The organism is Ignavibacteriota bacterium (assembly GCA_013285405.1).
GTDB lineage: Bacteria > Bacteroidota > Ignavibacteria > Ignavibacteriales > Ignavibacteriaceae > IGN2.
This window is the reverse complement of sequence record CP053446.1, coordinates 421852-444403: the sequence shown is the minus strand read 5'-3', so window position 1 is coordinate 444403 and position 22552 is coordinate 421852. Positions and strand designations below refer to the sequence as shown.

The following is a 22552-nucleotide window of genomic DNA, read 5'->3' as shown; positions in this document are numbered from 1 at the left end:
CTAATTTTGTGCCAATGTTTAATTATAAGATGACTATTCAATACGATGGAACTGAGTATGCCGGATGGCAAATTCAGGAAAACGCGCTAACTGTGCAGGAAGTAATTAGCAATTCGGTTAAGCAAATATTACAACAGGAAATAAATCTTATTGGAGCCGGTAGAACTGATGCAGGAGTGCATGCCCTGGGTCAGGTTGCTAATTTCATGTATTATAAAGAACTGGATATGCAGAAGTTTCAATATTCTTTAAACTCTGTTTTACCAAGAGATATTTCGATAACCATTATTGAACAAGTGGATGATATTTTTCACTCAAGGTACAGTGCAAAAAAAAGAGCATATATTTATCTGATATCAGAGCGTAAGTCACCATTCTTTGACAGGTATTCATACACTCATTTTTCAGAAATGGATATGGAAAAACTTAATAAATTATCTTTGACATTTATCGGAGAAAAAGATTTTACATCGTTCAGTAAAAATAATCCTGATGTTCAAAATAAAGTTTGTGAAGTGTTTGAAGCCAGATGGAGAAAACAAAAAAACTTGTTAATTTTTTATATCGAAGCGAACAGGTTTTTATACGGGATGGTTCGCACAATTGTTGGTACATTGATTAAAACATACACTCAGGAAAATGCCACAGACATGCTCAAAAATATTTTTGATCAGAAAGACAGAAGTTTTGCTGCTGATGCTGCTCCTGCTAAAGGATTATTTTTATACAAAGTTAAGTACTAACTTCCAATCATGAAATTTCTGATAAATAAAAATGAGCTTATAGCAGATGGATCCATTGAAATGTTTTATGTATGTGCAAAAATATTTTCAATGAAAATATGAGACTTCTGAAAAATTCTAATTTGTCATATTGAATGACCTGCCTGCCGGCAAGGCAGGAGTGAAATATCTGATTTTTAAATTAAAAAATCCGGCAGTTGCCGGATTCAGAATAACACATTCATAATAATTCAGAAGTATCAATATATTAATTGTAAAGTTGATTTAGTGCTTAGCAGCTAATCATTGAATTACTCTGGAAAAACTCAAATGGAAACAAACTTACTTGCTGACATTCATACTAAAGTCGTTCACTTTCCGATTGCTTTGTTTACAACTTATGCTGTTCTGGAAATTTCCGGAATAATTTTAAATAAAGAATTTCTTTCCAAATCAGCTTTGTTAATTCTGTGCATTGGTGTTGTAACTTCATTCTTCGCGGTGTTAACCGGTAATCAGGCTGCAACAGATTTTACTTTGTGGAATAACGAGAGCAGTACATTGTTAAATGATCATCAGTCATACGCAACTTACACACTGTGGTTTGCTGTTTTCATTTGTGTTTTAAGAATATTCATTGTCTTAAAGAAAAAGATGTTTGGTCCCATAAAGTATCTCTTCATTTTTTTAGCACTTGTATTAATCTTTCTTGTTTTTAACACCGGAAATTATGGCGGCGATCTTGTGAAAAAATTTGGAATTGGTACAGATGTAATCCGGCAAAATGAAACAAAATGATTTTCTTAATGTTCAATTACCTGAAAAATTAATTAAGTTTGCGTCATGAAGAAAAGAAATTTTTCAATGTTCATATTATTGAGTTTCCTGTTGATTCAAACAAGTCTGCATGCAGAGAAACCACCTGCAAGTAAAGCAGTTGGGGTTTTCGTAGCTGTTGGCGTTGGTGCAAGAGTTCCCGTTGCTGATTTTTCAAACTCAACCGATCTGGGATATGGTTTAAATCTGGAAGCATCATATTCCGATAGTGATCATTTACCATTTTTTATTTTCCTGCGGCTCGGTTATGAACAATTTCCAGGCTCACAGGATTTTTACAAAGAAACAGATTTTTCAAATTATTCGACTACAATATTACCGATTTCATTTGGTTTGCGGTACTATTTTAGCCCGATGGTTGAAAGCATTGTTCTGTTAATGCCAATCGTTGAAGGTTCAGTTTCGTATAGTTATTTCCACGTGTTGAACGAATTCAAAGCAGATGCTGGTAAAACAAATTTTACTGAAGATACCTGGAAATTCGGCGGAACAATCGGTGCCGGACTTTCAATGTTTATGATGGAGATCATGGCTAACTATAATTATTTTGATTCGAACCAATACTTTTCTTTCAATCTGAATGTAAGACTTCCTTTATTTGTTAATTTTTAAGGTGACAAAATGAACTATCAAAACTTATTATTTGAAATTAAAAATCACACCGGAGTAATTACTATCAATCGACCGGATAAACTTAATGCACTAAATAATCAAACTATGATTGAAATCGCTGATGTATTTAATTCAATCAAAAATAATCCTGAAGTCTATGTAGTTGTTTTCACCGGAAGCGGTGAAAAGGCCTTTGTTGCAGGAGCTGATATTAGTGAGTTGAATAAGCTGGATGTTATTTCAGCCAAAGAGTTTTCTGAAAAAGGTAACAATGTTTTCAGAGCAATTGAAACATCAGATAAGCCTGTGATTGCAGCAGTAAATGGTTTTGCACTTGGCGGCGGATGTGAATTAGCTTTAGCCTGTCATATCCGAATTGCGAGTGAGAATGCAAAATTTGGTCAGCCGGAAGTTAATCTTGGTATCATTCCAGGTTACGGTGGAACTCAAAGACTTGCAAGAGTAATTAATTCTGCAAGATCTCTCGAAATGATTTTGACCGGAGATATGATAACTGCTGAGGAAGCTTTTAGAATTGGTTTGGTTAACAAGGTGTATCCGCAGAATGAATTGTTGACTAAAACTTTGGAATTAGCCGATAAAATTTCTTCAAAAGGTCAGCATGCAATCCGTTTTGCACTAAAAGCAGTTAAAGCCACAGATAATATGTCTTTGACTGAAGGTTTGAGTTATGAGGCAAGTTTATTTGCTTTGACGTGCGGCACCGAAGATTTTAAAGAAGGAACTTCAGCTTTTCTTCAAAAAAGAAAACCTGAATTCAAGAACCGCTGATCAATCTCTTTATTAAAATGACTTCGTTTAATTTCAGAAGGAAACTTTTAATTGTATTACTTTCTTTAGCAATAGTATTGGTTGCTGCGAAAATTCTTTTGAAGGACAAAATTAGTTTTTCCGATCATGAAACCCTGTTAAATGAAGCTGAGATCCGTGATAAGTTTAATAACATTCTTGATGATTTCGGAATAGATCAAAAATTAATAAAAGAAAAAAGAATTAAAGATAATTCTTCCGGAACCGAAATATCGAGTTACAAAGTTCAGGTGCCGGTAGATTTGAGCATTCCGGAAATATTAGCTGAAGTTTTTCAGACATTCAAAAAGGATAGCCTGAAAATAATTTCAACCGAGAAAATCAAAGGCGGGAAAACATTTGTTGCCTTCAAAAATGGTGACAATGTTTTCCTCAATTGTGAATTCGATTATTCAAAGACATATCATCGTAATAAAGGCTATGTTTCTTTCGTTATCAGAGATGTTCATCCGGATAATCCTTCAGCGCTTCGATTATTGGAGTCAACAGAAAAAATTAATTTTCTTTTGCTGCCCGGCAGCAGTAATCTGAAAGAGCAGGAGATCATCCAAAAATATGGTCAGCAATTTTCAGTTTTAGTTGATGATAATATCAGCGAACAAAAGTATAAGCTCGATCCGGGTTATTCAGAAGTCAGAATAGTAACAGTGATAAAAACTTTAGTCACAGATTATCAACAGGCGGTTTGTTTTATTGTCGATGATAATTCAGCATTCTATAAATCTGTGAACTTTGAAATATTTGAAAGAGAGTTATCTAAAAGAAAAATTAAATTGTTTACTACTTCTGATTTTGTGAAGCTCGATAATGATGAAAATTTACGCAATGATTTTATCAATCAGATCGGTATGATTGATCCCGGTGGTTCCAAGATTTTCCTGATGAATGAAGAAACATTTTTCTCAATAGAAGCGGAAATAAAAAAATTCAAAAAACTTGGATATCGTTTTATTGCAAGTAGTCTGATTCTGCAAAATTAAGCCGCGGTCATTCTCCGAATATTTTATCAAACTCTACTACTTTAATCTCGCCAAATTTATCTTCATTAATTTGTGCGAGAATATTTTTTGAGTCACCAACTAAAACAGTTACTAATTTATCAGCATCAATAGAACTTGATCCGATTTTGTTTACTTCATCCTGAGTTACCGATTCAATATTATCAGTATAATTTTCAAAGTAATCATCCGGCAGATTGTGAATAATTTTTCTGATAATATTCCCGGAGATTTGAGTATAAGTTTCGAAGTTAGAAGGGAATCGTTTTATTAATGATGATTTGGCAAAAGTCAGCTCATCTTGCGTAATTCCATCTTTGATTTTATCAACTTCAGAAAATATTTCTTTAAGCGCCTGAAAAGTCAATTCAGTATCAACAGACGTTGAAACAGCAAAGTAACCAGCATCTTTCCAATAATTAAATCTTGAATGAATACCGTACGTATATCCGTTTTTCTCTCTGAGATTCAGGTTTAACCTGCTGGAAAACTGACCACCGAGAGTAAGGTTGAGTATTTGTTTCTGAAAAAAATCTTCCTGATTCCTTTTAGAAGTTAAATGACCCGTACGAATTTCTGTTTGAACCGCGCCTTCTTTATCAACTATTAAAACTTTTTTACCTGGATTCTTAAATTCAAGTACTTGCTGATCCGTCGTATGTTTAGAATACCAGTTTCCTAACGCTGACCCGATTTCAGAATCCAGATTCAGTTTATCAATATTTCCTGCCACCACAAGTTTGGAATTTAACGGAGAAAAACTTTTCGAGTAGCTGCGCTGGATAGAATCAATAGTAATTTTATTTATTGTTTTATCTGTTCCGAGTGTAGGAAGTGAATACGGCGAAGAATTGCCGAAAAGAAAATATTCAAAAGCTGTTTCGGCTAAGTAATCTGGTTCAGCATTTAATTGCCGGAGCCTGACAAACACTTTATCCTGTTCTCGTTTAAAATCAATTTCATTCAGATGAGGTTTGGTCACAACACAAGCGAAAAGGTTCAGTGCTTTATTAAAATTTTCTGTTAATGTTTGCAGTGACAATAACATAATATCCGGATCAGTGGAAACAGAAAAATGTGCACCAAGCATTTCAAATTCATCGGCAAGCTGAAGTGAATTCAACTCTCCGGCACCTTCATCAATACACATTGCTAAAAGATTATTTAATCCATTCAGATGTACGGGGTCATATCTGCTGCCGCAATTAATAATTAAACTTAACCGGATAATCGGCAATTCATTTTTCTCAACGAAATAAATATCCAGTCCATTATTTAATCTTTGAGAGTTAATCTTCGGGAGCTTGAAATCAATATTAGCCGAGCTTGCTGGTCTTTTACTTCTGTCAATTTGCATTTTTATTCCCCGGGATTATGCGAAGTTCTGTAAAATTATTTTTTAAATATTTAGCAGCAGCGTTCGTTACGTCCTGTGATTCAGTATTGATATATCTGTTCAAATCAAAATTGAATGAATTTGGTTCACCGAGATAAAAGTTATAAAGGTTTAATAAATCTGCAACGGTGTCAATGTTCTGCAGTGAATAAATGAAATTCGAAGTGATGACGTTTTTTGATCTTGTTAATTCGCGTTCATTGATTGTTGCATTTGAAATAAAATCTATTTCATCAAAAATAATTTTTTTGATATCATCAAGAGATTTTCCTGGCTTTGCAGTTGCTACAATCATAAAATGACCACCGTATTTTCCTGAAAACTGCATGGAATTAACATCCTGAACTATTTCCAACTCATATAGAAGTTTGCGCGTAAGCCTGGCATTTTTTGAGCCAGTCAGAATATCCGATAGTAAATCCAGATTTGCATCATCAGTTTCGAAAGCATTTACTGAATTCCAGGCAAGATAAATTCTTTCAAGATTTACTTTGTCTTCGTAAACAATAATTTTTTCCTGACTCCTCTTCGATGAAATTGACTCCGGAATTACCGGATTTCCATCAGCCCGGATATCTGAAAAATATTTTTCTATCCATGAGATAGTTTTTTGAACGTTCATATTTCCGGCAATAACCATCGTTGCGTTAGAAGGAGAATAATACTTTATAAAAAAGTCTCTAACATCGTCAAGCGTATATCCTTTTATATCAGCGGTAAATCCAATAGTTGGCCAGTTGTACGGATGTTCATCAGAATAAATATTTGAAATAAGTTTTTCCCATGCTAAACCATACGGTTGATTGTCATATCTTTCTAAACGTTCATTCAACACTACACTTTTTTGATTCTCCAATTTTGTTTGGTCAAGAGCATCAAGAAAATAACCCATTCTGTCTGACTCAAGCCAAAGTGCAAGCTCTAATTCGTTCGCAGGAAGTTTTTCGAAATAATTGGTTCTGTCAAAACTGGTTGATGCATTCAAGCTGCCGCCAGCTTCCTGGATATATTTGAAGTGCATTTCTTTTGCAACGTTTTTTGAACCCTGGAACATCATATGCTCAAAGAGATGAGCTAATCCTGTTTTGCCAGCTATTTCGTTTGCAGAACCTGCTCTGTACCATAAATTGACTGCTGTAAAGGGAAGAGAGTTATTTGCATAAAGAATTATTTCTAATCCATTCGCAAGCTTATATTTTTTGTAGGGAATGTTAAGAAGATCCATTGTTGATTTTTATCCAATCATATATATAAATTTTATTCACTTTGCATCCGTTAAAGGCTGCGATAACAAAGTACAAAACCATTAATGTAATTGAGCGAGTGAATGAAACCTATCGATTACTGGTGCTTTGTTATTCTGGTCACTTACAGATTCGTGAAAAAGAATTCCAATTCGTTCTAAAAAAGAGATATTTCAATAATTCAACCTGAAGAGAAGAATTTTTCAGAAATCTCTTAATATTAATTTAGAGAAAAAACTTGAATTCGTCCTGAATATACCAAATATTTGTTGTAGTAAATTAAAACTTTTTCATCCAGGGTGGGAAGAAAATGTTGAGGTTTAATCTTTGTTAAAAATTCATTTCATAACTAACTCTAAATTACTATCACAAATTAATAAAGGAGAGGATGTATGATTAAATTCATTACTTTCATGATGTCAGTATTTCTCTTGTTCTCATCTTTGGCTTTTTCACAGTCTTATACAATCAGTGGTAAAGTTACAGATGGTATGAACGGGGAAGTGTTAATCGGGGCAAATATTTTTTTAAAGGGAACAACTCTGGGTGCTGCATCAAATGCGGATGGGAATTATTCCATTGTTGCTCCATCTGGTAAATATACTATTACCTGCAGTTTCATTGGCTATGAAAAGGTTGAACAGGAAATTAACCTGATTGGAGATATGACAATGAACTTTAGTCTCAAGGATTATCAGTTTACCCTAAACGTGACTGTTATTTCTGACAGAGCTAAAGACAGAGAAACACCTGTTGCTTTTACAGATATTGATAAAAAGCAGATTCAATTTAATCTTGGCTCAAGAGATATTCCTCTTGTTTGGAATAGCACTCCCTCAGTTTTTGCAACCAATAATGGCGGTGGTGCCGGAGATGCAAGAGTGAACGTTCGTGGATTTACACAGAGAAATGTTGCTATTATGATTAATGGTATTCCTATCAACGATATGGAAAATGGTTGGGTATATTGGTCAAACTGGGATGGTTTAGGAGATGTTACTTCTTCAATTCAGATTCAGAGAGGATTAAGCGCAACAAATCTTGCTACTCCATCTATTGGTGGTACAGTAAATATCATTACTGATCCCACACAACAAAAAGCTGGAGTTATCTATCAAAATGAAATTGGAACGTCTAGCTTCAGTAAAAATACACTGTATGCTAATACCGGGATGGTGGATAATAAATTTGCTCTGAGTATTGGTGGCGTTCGAAAAGTTGGAAATGGTTATGCAGATAAAACATGGACAGATGCCTGGGCATATTATTTAGGTGCTGCGTATCAGATAAATGATAATAACAGAATAGAGCTTTATGCTATGGGTGCACCACAACAACATGGTCAACGCAGATGGAGACTTAACATCGCAACATTCAGTCATGAACTTGCACAAGATTTAGGATATCCTGATGCTGCTTTAAACGATAAAAAATTTAGAGAGCAGGGTTTGTTATATAACTCAAACTGGGCTGGTGTAAGTACTTCTTATGATGGTTTGCAGTGGCAAAGATCTTACTGGAATAATGATGTCAATCAACGATATCAGCCGGATGCAATCAATGAAAACGTCAATTACTATCACAAACCATTGGTTAACCTCAACTGGTACTCACAATTGGCTAAGGACTGGAGTTTGTACACAACTTTCTACTATTCTGGTGGATTAGGCGGAGGGTCAGGTACATTCGGAAGTATGGTTTATAACACATCTCTGTTACAGCGTGTTGTTGATTGGGATGCGACAATTGCCAGAAACTTAACACATATTGATACAATTGATTTTGGAAATGGTCCAACGCAATATATCGTATCAAATAATATAAGCGGTAATCCTAATAGAGGTGGAATTCTCAGGAATAGCGTAAATAAGCAATGGACATTTGGTGGTATCGCAAAAGCATTCTGGAAGAGCTCAGAAAATTTAACGATGTCTTTTGGTGTTGATGGCAGAATGGCTGAGATTGAACATTTTCGTGAAATAAGGGACTTGTTAGGTAATGACTATTATTACTGGACTGGTAATGTATTTGAAAGTGGAACCGACTATTATAAAGATTTAGGTGACAGGATTGATTATAATAATACAAACAAAGTGTCCTGGCTTGGTGGATATGTTCAGGCAGAGTACACACAACCAAAATATACTCTGTATGGAACTGCAGGTTACTCAGTTATCAAATATGATTATACAGATCATTTCAAATCTCAAATTACAGGTGATCTATCTTCCGGCGAATTGAAACTTGAAACAGATATGATTGGCGGATATCAATTCAAAGGTGGTGCAAGTTACAGAGTAACAGATGAGTGGGATGTATTTGCTAATGCTGGTTATGTTTCAAAGGTTCCAATTTTCGATCAGGTAATTAATGATGTTAATGGTACTATGATTGAAGATCCTAAGAACGAAAAATTTATTTCATTTGAAGCTGGAGTTAATTCAAGACTTCTTCAGAATCAACTTACTCTCAAATTAAATGGCTACTATACTTTGTGGTCAGATCGCGCACAGAGCGAGAACGTTTTAAATTCTGATGGAACTGATGGCTTGGTAAGACTTGATGGAATTGATGCAACCTATGCTGGCGTCGAATTAGAAGCTGCTTATCAGCCGGTAAATTATCTCAGATTTGATGCAGCGTTTAGTCAAGGATTCTGGACTTATACAAATGATGTTAGTGGTTCATATATTCCCGATTTTTCTGATCCGAATTCAGTCGTTGAATATCACTACTACATTAAAGATCTTAAAGTGGGCGATGCACCGCAAACACAATTAGCTCTTGCTTTTACACTCTTCTTTCCTGAAGGTTTGCAAACTCAGATCGTTTGGAGATACTATGACAGGTATTTCGCTGACTTTGATCCATTCAGCAGGAATGACGAAACTGATAGAGAACAAGTTTGGCAAATTCCATCATATAGTCTTGTTGATTTACATCTTCTTTATAGGATTCCCGGACAAGTTGCAGGTTTGGATGTTAGCGTATTTGGGCATGTGTTTAACATGTTAAACGAACTTTATGTTGAGGATGCAACTGATAATAGTCAATTTAACGGCTATATGGTTAGTGGTGATTATTATGAATCACACTCAGCGAGCTCTGCAGAGGTATTTCTTGGATTACCTACCTCTTTCAATGCTGGCTTCAGAATTGGTTTGTAAATATTGGATTTTATGAATCAAAAAGAGGCTGTCTCAAAAAGGCAGCCTTTTTTATTTTAATGAAGTAGTAATAAAATTCTGTCTGTTCTGATTGAACTAAGAAGTTTGAATAGTTGTGAAAACGGAATATCTCTGTCCCACGAAAAAAGAGTAATAAACGCTTCACCAACAACCATATCTCTTGGAACTAATCCCCAAAATCTGCTGTCAAGACTATCGTCTCTGTTATCGCCCATCATAAAATAATAATCTTTTTTAAATGTGTACGATGAAACAGGGTTTCCTTCAATTGTAACAGCGCCATTTTTCATATCAACAACACGCTTACCATATTCACGATCAATAATTGTTCTCCATTGTTCAACATTGTATTTGTTCAATGGAATTGTAGATCCTTTTCGCGGGATAAAAAGAGGTCCATAGTTATCCTCGTTCCATGGCATACCTTTGGGAAATATTCTTGGTTCAGCAATACCCTTTGGAATCGGTTTGAGAAACTTACCATATCTTCCTTTATAATATTTTATAAACGGTGGTCTCCAGAATTCTTTTCCATTTACGAATACTACTTTGTCTTTTATTTCTATAGTGTCACCGGGTACACCAATGCACCGCTTAACATAATTTATTCCTCTTTCATCAGCAAACAATTTGTCACGATCACCGGGAAATTCAAAGACAACAATATCTTTCGCCTTTGGATCTTTAAACGCAGGAAGTCTGAAAAAAGGTAGTTCTATCTCTGTAAAAGGAATATACTTCGGTGACGAAGCGCCATAAATAAATTTATTAACCAGCACAAAATCTCCGACGAGAATTGTATCCTCCATAGAACCGGTCGGAATTCTGGTGTTTTGAATAATGAAAGTGATTATGAAAAAAGCTGCAACTGCTGCCCAGAATAGCTGTCTGAAAAACTCAATTATTTTTTCTGAAAATGTTTCTGGTTTCTTTCTTTCTTTCTTTTTCCAGAATAAAAATTTTTTTGTTTTAGGTTCTGTTTCCGGTGAAGTATTTTTCTCAGTCATTATTGATTCGCGAAAAAAGTGTATTTAGTAAATGAAGAATTTATTATTAAAGAATTATAAAAAAACGGTGTGAAATATAATCTGTTTACTATTAAGATGAAGGTTAATTTTTTTTATTCGAATCAATTTTTTTCAGGATAGGTCAATGATTTGGAAATCAAACAGGCTTTGAAACAGATGGAAACTCTATTATTTCCAGCATTTTAAGCACACTATCCATTTGAACTTCATATTGTGCTTTTAATTCCGGTTTAACAGGATGAGAAGGAGGAACTTCAACTTTCAATGGATCAACAGCATTTCCATTAACAAAGAATCTGTAATCAAGGTGCGGACCGGTTGATAAGCCAGTACTTCCAACATATCCTATGACCTGACCTTGTTTTACTTGTACACCTTTCTTCAATCCCTTTGCGTATTTAGAAAGATGTAAATACATTGTGGAATACACAGAATTATGTCTGATTTTTATAAACCTACCAGAACCACCGTTGTATCCAACATCGGAAACAATTCCATCTCCGGTTGATCTTACAGGTGTTCCGACTGGTGCAGCATAATCAACACCAAGATGAGGTCGTCTTGTTTTATGTATGGGATGCAGTCTGCTTTTACTGTATCGTGAACTTATTCTGCCAAACTCCAGCGGGGCTTTAAGAAAAGCTTTTCTTAAACTATTACCATTTTCATCAAAATATTGGAACACACTATCCTGTGTAAAAGGAACCGCGAAAAAATCTTTTCCGTTACAATTGAAGCAAGCTCCAATAATTTTTCCTATTGCAAAAAACTTATCGTCAACAAACAATTCTTCGTAAATAACTTTGAAGTTATCCCCTTGCTGTAAATGATAGAAGTCAATTTGCCACGCAAAAATCTGGGATAATTTTATAGCCAGTTCCGGTGAAGCATCAGCATTCAGCAATGATACCCAGAGTGATTGGTCTATCACTGCTGATTTTTTATTTTCTCTGATTTCAATTTCTTTTTCGCTTTCATATACCTTGACGGAATCTTTTAAATTAAAAACAACAAAACGTCGTGGGTTTTTTTCATACACAAAATAAACTAACGAACTGAGTGAGTCGTCATAAGTAAATGCATGATATATATTTCCCGCAACGATTTTTCTCACATCCAGAAATGGTTTAGCTTTAGTAATGATTTGATTAATATCGTCAGCAGGAACTCCAAGCTCGAATAGAATTTCGGAAAGCGTTTCGTTCTTTGATACTGAATGTATTTCATGATCGAGCGAATCGGAATAAAAACCGAAAGAGTTTATTTTTGGTGAATGCGAAGGTTCACATCCTATTTTGGATTCTGAATCGGAACATTGTATCCAGACGGATAAAAGAAGTAAAACAAATGCAATTCCGATGAAAGGATAAAGAAATCGGATATATATCCTGATATATTTACTTGATTTCACTAATCGATAATTATGAATGATATTTTTAACAAACTTAGGGCTAATTTTAAAATAATGCAAAATATTTAGTTGATTTCCATCTTATTTCCTGAAATCTCTACTGCATCATCTAAAATTAAAATTGATATCGTATCATACTCCAAAATAAACCGGAATCTGGAATTGCAATTTTAGTTTCAATTATATAATATCATGTCAAAATTATTACCACCATAGTCAGAAATTAAATTGAACGCAGATTTGAAAAGGATTGTTTTCATTCTTTCCGTTACAACACTGATGATCTCATGCAGGGAAGAAATTATCGAACCTGGCAATCTTATTGGAAAGATAAATGAACCAGTGCAGTTAAGAGAAAATAATTCTTACATGTTTTTGTTAAACGCAGAAAATTTAACAATGGATATGTCAGTTCCTCTCTACCTTAATTCAATCAGAACAAGATTCAGCATCAAACTGATTGGATATGAATCTGGATATACGAGTGTAGCTGTTCAGGATAATCATGATATGGAAAAGTTCAGTTATTTCATTAATAGAGAAATTTCTTATTATACTGAATTGCTTGATGGATACGTACCAGCAACAATTAAGATAAGAACCAATGAATTTACCGGACAAATACAAATTGAATTTAGAAAAACTCTTTAAGAGAAATATTTAGTAAAAAAAAGTCAGGGTAAAATTTCTTATCTTCTGATTAAAATTCACAATTACTTTTTAATAATTATTTATTCTTTGAAATAAAAACTCATTACTATGCCTGAAAGAAAATATTACCAGATTGTCGCACAAAGTAAAGCAATTCCGGAGAGGGAAAATGTAAATCAGAATTATAAATGGGACCTGACTGATATTTTTGGAAGTGATGACGAGTGGGAAAAGAGTTTTAATTTGGTCTCAAATCAGCTTGAAGATTATAAGAAGTTTGAGGGGAAACTTTCTGAAAACAGCGAATCATTACTAAGCTGCATTAAGTTTGATGAAAAGATTAATATTACTCTGGATAGGCTCCAGTTATACACAATGTTGTCAAAAGATAGTGATATGCGTATTGGTAAATATCAATCGATGGATGAGCGTGTAAAATCTCTTTATGCAAAAGTTGGAGCTGAAAGTGCCTTTCTTCGTCCTGAACTATTACAAATTCCTGATAGAAAATTATTGGAAATGATTGAATCCAATGAAGAATTAAAAATCTATAAACATTCTATAAATGATCTGCTTCGCTCGAAGAAACATACCCTGTCAAATCCAGAAGAAAAAATTCTTGCGATGAGTTCTGAGATATCTCAAACTCCTTATAATGCATTTTCAATATTTACTAATGCTGACCTGAAACTACCAATGGTGATTGATGAACAGGGTGAGTTGACAGAACTTTCTCACGGAAGATATTACTCTGCATTGTATTCGAAAAACAGAGATTACAGGGAAAGAGTATTCAAAGCATATCTTGGATCTTACAAGAATTTCATAAATACATTCACGGTTCTGTTTAATGGAAATTTAAAAACTAACATATTTAATGCGCGGGCAAGAAATTTTAATTCGGCACTTGAAGCTGCGTTGCATAGAAATAATATACCGGTTTCAGTCTATCATAATCTTATAGAATCAGCCAATAAAAATTTGCAGCCAATGTACCGCTGGGCTTCATTAAAGAAAAAACTTTTGGGGCTGGATAAACTTAAACCGTATGATGTTTATGTAACAATTTTTAATTCTGAAAATGAAAAAAAATATGAATATGGTGAAGGAATAAATATTGTTCGTAACTCGCTTCAAATAATGGGTGACGATTACTTATCTTCATTAGATAAAGCATTTAGTAACAGATGGATAGATGTTTTCGAAACAAAATCAAAAAGAAGTGGTGCTTATTCTTCCGGTACAACATTCGGAGTTCATCCTTATGTTTTACTGAACTGGACCGATCTCTTAAATGATGTGTTTACACTCACTCACGAAATGGGACATAATATGCACTCATATTATACAGGTGAATCCCAGCCATATCCTTATGCCAACTATTCAATTTTTCTTGCTGAAGTTGCATCAACTTTCAATGAATCATTATTACTTGATCATCTGCTCGAAATTGCTGAAACAAGAGATGAAAAATTATTTTTACTTGAAAGATATTTAAATAATCTCACAGCAACTTTTTACCGTCAGGTAATGTTTGCTGAATTTGAAATGATTGTTTACAAGAAAACAGAAATGGGGGAATCTTTAACAGCAGATGTTTTGAATGAAATGTACAGCAGTATGTATCAGAAATATTGGGGACCGGATATGCATGTAGCGGATGAAGAACAGTTTACGTGGGCAAGAATTCCGCATTTTTATTACAACTTTTATGTTTATCAGTATGCAACCGGATTTGCAGCTTCAGAAGTACTCGCAAAAAAAGTAAAGACAGAAGGTATAACTGCAGTGAATAAATATTTGGATTTCCTGAAAGCAGGAAGTTCAGATTATCCTATTAATATTTTAACTAAAGCCGGAGTAGATATGAATTCTCACGAACCCGTTCAGGCGGTGAGTGACAGGATGAATCAGGTTCTCAATGAAATGGAAGATTTATTATGAAAATATATAACAAACTAACTTTGAACAATTATCATCAATCATTAACCTACGATGATATTAGTTTAATTCCGACTGAGATATCAGGAATCAAATCAAGAAAAGAAGTTGATACTGCTTCCAATTTTTTAGGTTTAAAGCTTTCTGTTCCAATCGTATCAAGTCCGATGGAGTCAGTTACAGGAATCGAGATGGCGAAAGAACTTAATAATCTAGGCTGCCTGGGAATAGTAAATCGTTTTGATTCATCACTCGATGAGTTATTAAAAAATAATAATGGAACCAGAAAAATTACTGCAATATCGATAGCACTTAATACACCCATCGACGTAGTTAAAAAACTTGCCGAAGGCAGACGCGTTGTTTGTATTGATACTGCAAACGCCAGCAACCGAGAAGTATTGAAGAAGACTGAACAGGTTAAAAAAAATGTCCGCATTAAAGTTATTGTTGGAAATATTGCGCACGGTTCTTCGCTAAAACATCTTGTAGATGCAGGTGCAGACGGAGTGAGAGTTGGAATTGGAAGCGGCAGTGTTTGTTCAACCAGTATTCAAACCGGAATTGGAATTGGGCAGGTTTCGTCGCTGCTCAACGTTCTTTTTACTCGGAAAGAGAGTAAGTTAAAAATTGCGATCATTGCTGATGGCGGAATTAAGGGCGCCGGTGATGTCGCAAAAGCAATTGCACTCGGAGCTGATGCAGTAATGCTGGGCAGACTGCTCGCCGGAACAAGAGAAACTCCGGGTGAAGTGATCCGTTACAACGATCAACTCTGGAAAAAATATCGCGGCTCAGCATCATTCGGTGTAAAAATGAAAAATGAATTTATTGAAGGTGAGGAAACGATGGTTTCATACAAAGGTGCCGTGCAAAATGTTGTTAATGCTATTTCGGATGGTTTGAGAAGTTCGATGAGTTACATGAATTGTAGAACTATTGATGACCTGAGAAAAATAGAAACTTTTGCTGTGCTCAGTAATTATTCATATTTGGAGCGCCTTCCAAAACCTTAGTTATTTTTTGTAAATTTGTGATGTCAATTTTAAAATTAAGGGAGATTAATAATGAGTAAGAAAAAATTTAATAAGAGTATTGAACTCTTGAACAAAGCAGTCGCTGATGAACTTCTTGCCATCCATCAGTATATGTATTTTCATTTTCATTGCGATGATCAGGGATATGATTTGCTTGCCAGCCTATTTAAGAAAACCGCCATTCAGGAAATGATTCATGTTGAAAAGTTATCTGAAAGAATTCTTTTTCTGAAAGGTGATGTCGAAATGAAGATCGTTGGTACGGTTAAGAAGATAAAGGAACCGAAAGATATGCTGAAGTGTGCTGCTGATATGGAAGATGAAAGCGCGAAAGAGTATAACCTCTGGGCGAATGAATGTTCTGCGAATGCTGATGCAGTTTCTAAAAAAATCTTTGAAGAGTTAGTGCTTGATGAAGAAACACATTATGATCAGTTTGATACTGAAATGGAGAATATGGTCAAATTTGGTGAGAACTATTTTGCGCTTCAGGCAATTGAGAGGAGTAAAGTTGTCTCTGCAAGAGGTCCTGCAGCAGAATGATATGTTCAAAAATTTTTCAGGTCGGGTAACCGACCTTTTTTATTTAATTAATCCTGAATAGATTTTAAGTAATCTGTTACAAAAAATAATTTATTGTTAAAAAAATTTTATTCTAAATCATTATGAAATTCAAATTTATATTTATTGGATTGAGTATAGTCAGTCTGGTTTGGATTGCAATATCTTGTACAGAAAACACTACAGAACCAACTGATGAGAACACACTTCTGAGTACTTCATTTGAAAAAAATGGAAAATTTACTTCTGATGGATGGATACTGCCAGCATTGAGTGATTCATCAAACGATGTTCCTAATGGTGGCGGCAATTTCTCTCTTCAATTAGAAGCAACTCAACCTCCTGAAGTTTTTGCACAAATTAAAGTTCCGGTAAAAACACAATTTAATAAATTCAAATTAACATTTTGGTCAAAGAGTACAGCAGTAACAAATAATATTTACGGAAAAGCAATACTATCATTAGTTAGAAACGGTTCAGTGGTTCAATCTTCAAATGTAACGGTTGAAGATATAATCTGGAAAGATTACAGTATTGTGGATACTTTTACTGTTGCTTCCGGTGATTCATTTATGGTTCAATTGTCTGCAGGTTTTTCACAATTATTTGCGGGAAAAACATATTTTGATCTTTGCACTCTTTACGGAATCGATTAAACCGTTGGATGTGATTAGAACTTCTTGCGTTTTAATCTTAACGAGTTACTCACCACAGAAACAGAACTGAATGACATCGCCAATGCTGCTATCATTGGATTAAGTAAACCAAACGCGGCAAGAGGAATTCCTATCAGATTATAAATAAAAGCCCAGAAAAGATTTTGCTTTATTGATCTTACTGTAAGACGAGAGAGTTTTATTGCATTAACTACTCCATTCAGATCACCACTCATTAAAACAATATCACCTGATTCAATTGCTACATCAGTTCCTGTTCCGATTGCAATTCCGATATCACTCTTCGTCAGTGCTGGTGCATCATTAATTCCATCACCTACCATAGCAACTATTTTTCCTGAGTTTTGAAAGTCGGTAATAGCATTTAACTTATCATCAGGAAGTAATTCTGCTTTGAAACTATCAAACCCGGCTTTTTCTGATATTGTTTTTGCAGCAGCATTATTATCACCACTAAGTAAAACCGTTGTCAGTTTCATTTCTTTTAGTTTATTGATTACTTCTCCGGAGTTGCTTTTCAATTCATCCTCTAAAAAAATTAATCCTTCAGCTCTACCATTTACTGCAATAAAGACATGAGACTTACTTTGGTTTGAAGTGTCATCAAGGAACGGACGAAAGAATTCAGTACTTATTGAATAATTATCCATTAAAGTTTTGTTACCTGCAAGGACTTCATTACTGTTAATACTTCCTTTCAATCCTGAACCTGTGAGACTTATAAATTCTTCAACATTCGTAAAAGTAATGTTTCTGTTCTTCGCATAATTAACAATCGCATTTGCAATCGGATGTTCAGACCTTTGCTCAAGTGAACCAGCTAATTGTAAAAGTTCATTTTCATTTAATCTATTCGTGTGGATTGAATTAACAACAGGTTTTCCTGTTGTGAGTGTTCCTGTTTTATCAAAGATGATAGTATCAATCTTATGTGCAAGCTCCAAACTTTCAGCATTCTTTATTAGTATTCCTTTCTCAGCTCCTTTACCCGTTCCTACAATAATAGCAGTTGGTGTTGCAAGACCAAGCGCACATGGGCAGGCAATTATCAAAACGGATACAAAATTAATAAGTGCAGCACTAAATCCCGCCGAACTAAAAATTAACCAACCGATAAAAGTAAACAGAGCGATCAGTATTATTACCGGAACAAATATAGAAGCAATTTTATCTGCCATCTTTTGAATCGGAGCTTTTGAACCCTGAGCTTCTTCAACCATTTTTATTATTTGACCGAGTACTGAATTATCACCTACTGCTGTTACTTCGAACTCGAATGTGCCGGTTTTATTAATCGTTCCTCCAATAACTTTCGAACCTTTGTTTTTTTCAATAGGAAGCGATTCACCGGTTATCATTGATTCATCAACTACAGAATATCCTGTGATAATATTTCCGTCTGCCGGAATTTTACTGCCAGGTTTAATAATTACGATATTACCAGGTGATAAATCTTCGATTAAAATTTCTTGTTCAACGCCATCTTTTCTCACCAACACTTTTTGGGGTTTTAATTCAATAAGTTTTTTAATGGCAAGATTAGTTTTTGATTTTGCTTTGCTTTCAAGCCATCGCCCCATTAAAATGAGAGTTATTATTACCGCAGCGGTTTCAAAATATACGTGATGACTGGATGATTGATCGGATACAATTTCAGGAAATAGTACAAGTAAAGTGCTGTATAAAAATGCTGATCCAGTGCCAATTGCTACAAGTGAGTTCATATCCGCAGTGAAGTGCTGAAGATTTTTCCAGAAGATTTTATAGAACCGTTTTCCTGAAATAAATATCACAGGAATCGTAAGTAAGAAAATAATTTTATTTAAAGTTTCATGAGAAAAAGGCAGGGAATCCATTGTCCAGTTCCACATCATTCCCATGCTCAATAAAAAAATCGGAATCGTTAACACTACTGCGATTAAAAAATCCGTTCTTAACTCCTTATCAAAATCAGATTTTCTATCAGTTGAGTGACCAGATGATTTATCTTTATTGTACAGAGAAGATAAATCAATTTTGTAACCAGCATCCTCAATTGCATTGGAAATATCTTCCTGCGAAACTGCTTGGGGGTCAAATTCAAAAGTAGCCTTCTCGGATGCCAGATTAACGGTAACATTTTTTATTCCATCAAGTTTGCTGAGTGTTTTTTCTACACGAGCAACACAACTTGCACACGTCATACCTTCAACGGGGACACTGATCTTCTCAAAACTAAAATTATGTTTTTGATTATCGCTCATCATGAATATTTAAGTTAATTAGTGAACTACTTTGTATCCTGCGTCTTCAATTGCTTTAATGATTTGATTTTCATTAATTTTTTGTTCATCAAACTCGACGTCGGCAGAACCGATCTGTACTTTAATTTTTTCAAGATTTAACTTTTCAAGATTTTTTTGAACTGCCATTACGCAGTGATGACAGCTCATTCCTTCTATTTTAAAAATTTTGATCATTATTATCCTAACATAAATTTTTTATTATTTAATTACGGAACAAATTTAAGTACAGAGTTCAGGAAGTGCGTTACAGATTATTGTGGAAATGTTACAAATTATTAGTGCATCATTCCAAATGATCTAGTGGATTTCTTTTTCGGTCTTTAAGTTTCTTGAAATATGTAGGATTTAAACCGGTAACTTGTCTAAACTGATTAGACAGATGTTGAACACTGCTATAACCTAACTTATATGCTATTTCACTTAATGTTAATTCGTCATACGTTAATAACTCTTTCACTTTTTCAATCTTCTGTTTGATTATAAATTTTTCAATTGTGATTCCTTCACCAGCCGAAAAAACAGAACTTAGGTGACTGTAATTAACGGCAATTTCTTTGGAAATGAATTTTGAAAAACTGAACTTTTCAAGTGCTTCAGAATCATGATGAATTTTATTTATAATCAGAACTTTAATTTTCTCTATGAGTTTAGAAGTTTTATCATCAACCAAATCAAAACCGTTCCCAACAAGAACATTTTTAATCTCAGTTAAATCGTGGGATTTATCTGATTCAATAATCGCCTCGCCGAGAGTAATCTGAACAACATTATAACCCAATTGACTTAATTCAGATTTAACAACTTTAATGCAGCGATCGCATACCATATTTTTTATGTAAAGCTTGGTTTCCATAATAATTCAATTTTTGTTAAAAAATTAGCAATTCGGAATTTGATTAGAAATGAAAAAAATCTAACCATTAGCTTGATTCTGTATGTATATTCCTGTAACTGACTATATTGATTGATTTTACAGCAAAACTTGCTTACCTTAACGCCCTGATTTTAAAAATTAATTATTTAATTATTAAGTAAAAGGTATATAAGATGACAAAGGCTGACATTGTTGATAAAGTTGCAGCCGGTACTGGGCTTACCAAATTAGAAACTGAAGCAATTGTAGAAGGGTTTTTAAAGACTGTTATTGAAGCGTTAAAAGAAGGTAAGGGAATAGAGATAAGAGGTTTTGGTAGTTACAGAGTAAAAAAGAAAAATGCGCGACAAGCCAGAAATCCAAAAACTGGTGAATCAGTTTTTGTTCCTGAACATTATGTTCCATCATTTAAATTTTCGAAGGACTTTAAAGATTTGGTAAATACAGGTATGCTGGAAAAAAACCGGAGATAATGAATAGTGAATTATTGTAAAGAATGTGGTTTCAAATTCGAAGGGGAATTTAATTTCTGTCCTAATTGTGGTTGCAGGATTACATCCGCTGGGGATTATTTACAAGATAAACCTGTTAAAAATTCCAACCAGATTGTTATTTGTAAGAATTGTGGAGAAGAAAATCCGATTGAAAATTCTGTTTGTTTCAGTTGCGGAATTTTGTTGAAGGATAGAAAATATAATACAACTGAAAAGCAGCAGACAAGGAAAACTATCCAACGGAACGTAAATTCTGAGAAGATAAACAGCAAAGAGAATAAAGCTAATAATGAAAAAGTGCTTGATAATAAAAAAATTCTGATCATTTCTTTAGTAGTTGTAGTTACATTCATTACCATCTTAATAGTTACAGGAGTTTTTGATTCCGGGGTTCAGCAAAATGTGACACAGATGAATACTGAATCGCAGAATTCTACTGTTAATATGGCGAATATGCAGGAGATAAATAATCTGGAAAATAAAATTGCTGCTAATCCTGAAGATATGGAATCAACTTTACATCTTGCACACTTACTTCAGGATTCAGGTCTTTTCGAGAAAGCTGTAACAAATTATAAAAACTATTTAATCAAAAATCCTGCAAACGCGGATGCACGGGTTGATATGGCGATTTGTTATTACAATTTAAATGACTACAATACAGCCATAGCAGAAATGGAAAACGCGCTCAAGTATCAGCCTAAACATCAAATTGCTCATTTAAATCTTGGAATCGTAAATCTCACGGCAAGAAATATGGAAGCTTCAAAAGAATGGTTCAAAAAAACAGTTGAAATAGATCCAAACTCAGATGCAGGTAAAAGAGCTCAGGAATTATTAACCTCACATTAATCAATTTAAGAAAAGGAAAATCGAATGCCTTGTGGAAGAAAAAGAAAACGTCATAAAATGTCTACTCATAAAAGAAAAAAACGATTAAGGAAAAACAGACACAAAAAGAAAATTAGATAACGATTTATAGTTGTATAGCAGCATCAGAATTATGGATGATCAGATGCATGTATATATAATAAAAATAATCGGTAGAATTTTTTTTAGCCAACTTAGCTCAGCTGGTAGAGCAGCTCATTCGTAATGAGCAGGTCGCCGGTTCGATTCCGGCAGTTGGCTCGACTATGGATTTTAGTCTTACTTTTCTGTTATTTCCCCTTTTAGACCCACAGGTCCGTCCGGATAAATCTTAACTTAAATTTTTATTTTTTTAAAATACTTCTTGACTTTCAGTAAAATTTTCCATTATTTTCGGGGTGTTGTGGGGAAAAGTGGTGAATATTCCCAAATAATGGTATTAAATTGTTTAAAGGTCAGTTTACATATTCGATAGATTCAAAGAGCAGAATTAGCATTCCGGCAAAAGTACGCAAACACATTTCGCCCGATGCAAATGATACTATTGTGATGACCAAAGGGTTATCAAGTTGTATTGATTTGTACCCCCTGGATGAATGGCAGAAAATTGAAGAAAAACTTTTGAAGCTTAACCAGTTCCAACCTGACGATCTTAGATTTATAAGAATGTTCGTTCAATATGCACACGAAGATATCATGGATTCGCAGTCAAGAATATTGATCCCTCAAATGCTGATTGACTATGCAAAGATTGAGAAAGAAGTTTTGATCATTGGTGCTCTGAGAAAAATTGAAGTCTGGAATCCAAAAGTGTATGATGAATACTTGAAGCAGTCTCCTATGAGTTATGAAGAGATTGCCTCTAAAGTAATGACCGATTAATGTTTCTGGTTCA

21 protein-coding genes and 1 tRNA gene are annotated in these 22552 nt (G+C 34.3%); 15 read left to right on the top strand and 7 right to left on the bottom strand.

Features of this window, described 5'->3' with window-relative positions; translation table 11 throughout:
* The first annotated feature begins 14 nt into the window (after positions 1 to 14).
* The 5 genes from truA to HND39_01975 all read left to right on the top strand — a co-directional run bounded on the left by truA (position 15) and on the right by HND39_01975 (position 3982).
* On the top strand, positions 15 to 743 hold the full coding sequence (gene truA, locus HND39_01995; GenBank protein QKJ95134.1) for a tRNA pseudouridine(38-40) synthase TruA: 729 nt from the start codon (positions 15 to 17) through the stop codon (positions 741 to 743).
* A 309-nt stretch (positions 744 to 1052) separates the two neighbouring features.
* Positions 1053 to 1520, top strand: coding sequence for a DUF2231 domain-containing protein (locus HND39_01990; GenBank protein ID QKJ95133.1), 468 nt, complete (start codon positions 1053 to 1055; stop codon positions 1518 to 1520).
* 45 nt (positions 1521 to 1565) lie between these two features.
* Positions 1566 to 2171, top strand: a complete 606-nt coding sequence (locus HND39_01985) for a hypothetical protein (GenBank protein ID QKJ95132.1) — start codon at positions 1566 to 1568, stop codon at positions 2169 to 2171.
* Between the two features lie 9 nt (positions 2172 to 2180).
* A complete protein-coding gene (locus HND39_01980; GenBank protein ID QKJ95131.1) occupies positions 2181 to 2963 on the top strand; it encodes an enoyl-CoA hydratase in 783 nt (260 codons plus the stop codon).
* A gap of 17 nt (positions 2964 to 2980) precedes the next feature.
* Complete coding sequence (locus HND39_01975; GenBank protein ID QKJ95130.1) at positions 2981 to 3982, top strand: hypothetical protein; 1002 nt, start codon at positions 2981 to 2983, stop codon at positions 3980 to 3982.
* 7 nt (positions 3983 to 3989) lie between these two features.
* Here HND39_01975 and HND39_01970 read toward each other — a convergent pair whose 3' ends face one another.
* Positions 3990 to 5357 (bottom strand): insulinase family protein, encoded by a 1368-nt coding sequence (locus HND39_01970; GenBank protein QKJ95129.1) that lies wholly within the window; start codon positions 5355 to 5357, stop codon positions 3990 to 3992.
* A complete protein-coding gene (locus HND39_01965) occupies positions 5347 to 6621 on the bottom strand; it encodes an insulinase family protein (protein QKJ95128.1) in 1275 nt (424 codons plus the stop codon). Before HND39_01965 ends, HND39_01970 begins: the two co-directional genes overlap by 11 nt.
* Before the next feature lie 411 nt (positions 6622 to 7032).
* Here HND39_01965 and HND39_01960 point away from each other — a divergent pair, with 411 nt between their 5' ends.
* Positions 7033 to 9807 (top strand): TonB-dependent receptor, encoded by a 2775-nt coding sequence (locus HND39_01960; protein ID QKJ95127.1) that lies wholly within the window; start codon positions 7033 to 7035, stop codon positions 9805 to 9807.
* Between the two features lie 56 nt (positions 9808 to 9863).
* Here the strand turns inward: HND39_01960 and lepB are convergent, their stop codons facing one another.
* A complete protein-coding gene (gene lepB / locus HND39_01955; GenBank protein ID QKJ95126.1) occupies positions 9864 to 10835 on the bottom strand; it encodes a signal peptidase I in 972 nt (323 codons plus the stop codon).
* Between the two features lie 157 nt (positions 10836 to 10992).
* Positions 10993 to 12267: a peptidoglycan DD-metalloendopeptidase family protein gene (locus tag HND39_01950; protein QKJ95125.1), complete on the bottom strand. Its 1275-nt coding sequence runs from the start codon at positions 12265 to 12267 to the stop codon at positions 10993 to 10995.
* Between the two features lie 228 nt (positions 12268 to 12495).
* On the opposite strand from HND39_01950, the gene HND39_01945 reads away from it, so the two are divergent.
* The 5 genes from HND39_01945 to HND39_01925 all read left to right on the top strand — a co-directional run bounded on the left by HND39_01945 (position 12496) and on the right by HND39_01925 (position 17113).
* Positions 12496 to 12918 carry a hypothetical protein gene (locus tag HND39_01945; GenBank protein QKJ95124.1) on the top strand — a complete coding sequence of 141 codons (423 nt, stop codon included), beginning with the start codon at positions 12496 to 12498 and terminating at the stop codon, positions 12916 to 12918.
* Between the two features lie 108 nt (positions 12919 to 13026).
* Positions 13027 to 14862, top strand: a complete 1836-nt coding sequence (gene pepF / locus HND39_01940) for an oligoendopeptidase F (protein ID QKJ95123.1) — start codon at positions 13027 to 13029, stop codon at positions 14860 to 14862.
* A complete protein-coding gene (locus HND39_01935) occupies positions 14859 to 15875 on the top strand; it encodes a guanosine monophosphate reductase (protein ID QKJ95122.1) in 1017 nt (338 codons plus the stop codon). The genes pepF and HND39_01935 overlap by 4 nt, the downstream gene beginning before the upstream one ends.
* Positions 15876 to 15926: 51 nt before the next feature.
* Positions 15927 to 16439: a bacterioferritin gene (locus HND39_01930; GenBank protein QKJ95121.1), complete on the top strand. Its 513-nt coding sequence runs from the start codon at positions 15927 to 15929 to the stop codon at positions 16437 to 16439.
* Between the two features lie 122 nt (positions 16440 to 16561).
* Positions 16562 to 17113 (top strand): hypothetical protein, encoded by a 552-nt coding sequence (locus tag HND39_01925; protein QKJ95120.1) that lies wholly within the window; start codon positions 16562 to 16564, stop codon positions 17111 to 17113.
* A 14-nt stretch (positions 17114 to 17127) separates the two neighbouring features.
* Here HND39_01925 and HND39_01920 read toward each other — a convergent pair whose 3' ends face one another.
* From HND39_01920 to HND39_01910, 3 genes are all read right to left on the bottom strand, one after another.
* Positions 17128 to 19377, bottom strand: a complete 2250-nt coding sequence (locus HND39_01920) for a copper-translocating P-type ATPase (protein ID QKJ95119.1) — start codon at positions 19375 to 19377, stop codon at positions 17128 to 17130.
* An 18-nt stretch (positions 19378 to 19395) separates the two neighbouring features.
* The gene (locus HND39_01915; protein QKJ95118.1) at positions 19396 to 19593 is read right to left on the bottom strand and encodes a heavy-metal-associated domain-containing protein; all 198 of its coding nucleotides are present in this window, start codon (positions 19591 to 19593) and stop codon (positions 19396 to 19398) included.
* A 109-nt stretch (positions 19594 to 19702) separates the two neighbouring features.
* Positions 19703 to 20272, bottom strand: coding sequence for a helix-turn-helix transcriptional regulator (locus tag HND39_01910; protein QKJ95117.1), 570 nt, complete (start codon positions 20270 to 20272; stop codon positions 19703 to 19705).
* Between the two features lie 194 nt (positions 20273 to 20466).
* Here HND39_01910 and HND39_01905 point away from each other — a divergent pair, with 194 nt between their 5' ends.
* From HND39_01905 to mraZ, 4 genes are all read left to right on the top strand, one after another.
* Complete coding sequence (locus HND39_01905) at positions 20467 to 20766, top strand: integration host factor subunit beta (protein QKJ95116.1); 300 nt, start codon at positions 20467 to 20469, stop codon at positions 20764 to 20766.
* 204 nt (positions 20767 to 20970) lie between these two features.
* Complete coding sequence (locus HND39_01900) at positions 20971 to 21639, top strand: tetratricopeptide repeat protein (protein ID QKJ95115.1); 669 nt, start codon at positions 20971 to 20973, stop codon at positions 21637 to 21639.
* A 206-nt stretch (positions 21640 to 21845) separates the two neighbouring features.
* Positions 21846 to 21918, top strand: a tRNA-Thr gene (locus HND39_01895).
* Positions 21919 to 22101: 183 nt separating this feature from the next.
* Complete coding sequence (gene mraZ, locus HND39_01890) at positions 22102 to 22539, top strand: division/cell wall cluster transcriptional repressor MraZ (protein QKJ95114.1); 438 nt, start codon at positions 22102 to 22104, stop codon at positions 22537 to 22539.
* Positions 22540 to 22552 lie beyond the last annotated feature (13 nt).

Bases quoted from the DNA above. Each gene is read 5' to 3' on its own strand.
- truA (QKJ95134.1), top strand. From the start codon at position 15: ATGTTTAATTATAAGATGACTATTCAATACGATGGAACTGAGTATGCC.
- HND39_01990 (QKJ95133.1), top strand. From the start codon at position 1,053: ATGGAAACAAACTTACTTGCTGACATTCATACTAAAGTCGTTCACTTT.
- HND39_01985 (QKJ95132.1), top strand. From the start codon at position 1,566: ATGAAGAAAAGAAATTTTTCAATGTTCATATTATTGAGTTTCCTGTTG.
- HND39_01980 (QKJ95131.1), top strand. From the start codon at position 2,181: ATGAACTATCAAAACTTATTATTTGAAATTAAAAATCACACCGGAGTA.
- HND39_01975 (QKJ95130.1), top strand. From the start codon at position 2,981: ATGACTTCGTTTAATTTCAGAAGGAAACTTTTAATTGTATTACTTTCT.
- HND39_01970 (QKJ95129.1), bottom strand. From the start codon at position 5,357: ATGCAAATTGACAGAAGTAAAAGACCAGCAAGCTCGGCTAATATTGAT.
- HND39_01965 (QKJ95128.1), bottom strand. From the start codon at position 6,621: ATGGATCTTCTTAACATTCCCTACAAAAAATATAAGCTTGCGAATGGA.
- HND39_01960 (QKJ95127.1), top strand. From the start codon at position 7,033: ATGATTAAATTCATTACTTTCATGATGTCAGTATTTCTCTTGTTCTCA.
- lepB (QKJ95126.1), bottom strand. From the start codon at position 10,835: ATGACTGAGAAAAATACTTCACCGGAAACAGAACCTAAAACAAAAAAA.
- pepF (QKJ95123.1), top strand. From the start codon at position 13,027: ATGCCTGAAAGAAAATATTACCAGATTGTCGCACAAAGTAAAGCAATT.
- HND39_01935 (QKJ95122.1), top strand. From the start codon at position 14,859: ATGAAAATATATAACAAACTAACTTTGAACAATTATCATCAATCATTA.
- HND39_01930 (QKJ95121.1), top strand. From the start codon at position 15,927: ATGAGTAAGAAAAAATTTAATAAGAGTATTGAACTCTTGAACAAAGCA.
- HND39_01925 (QKJ95120.1), top strand. From the start codon at position 16,562: ATGAAATTCAAATTTATATTTATTGGATTGAGTATAGTCAGTCTGGTT.
- HND39_01920 (QKJ95119.1), bottom strand. From the start codon at position 19,377: ATGAGCGATAATCAAAAACATAATTTTAGTTTTGAGAAGATCAGTGTC.
- HND39_01915 (QKJ95118.1), bottom strand. From the start codon at position 19,593: ATGATCAAAATTTTTAAAATAGAAGGAATGAGCTGTCATCACTGCGTA.
- HND39_01910 (QKJ95117.1), bottom strand. From the start codon at position 20,272: ATGGAAACCAAGCTTTACATAAAAAATATGGTATGCGATCGCTGCATT.
- HND39_01905 (QKJ95116.1), top strand. From the start codon at position 20,467: ATGACAAAGGCTGACATTGTTGATAAAGTTGCAGCCGGTACTGGGCTT.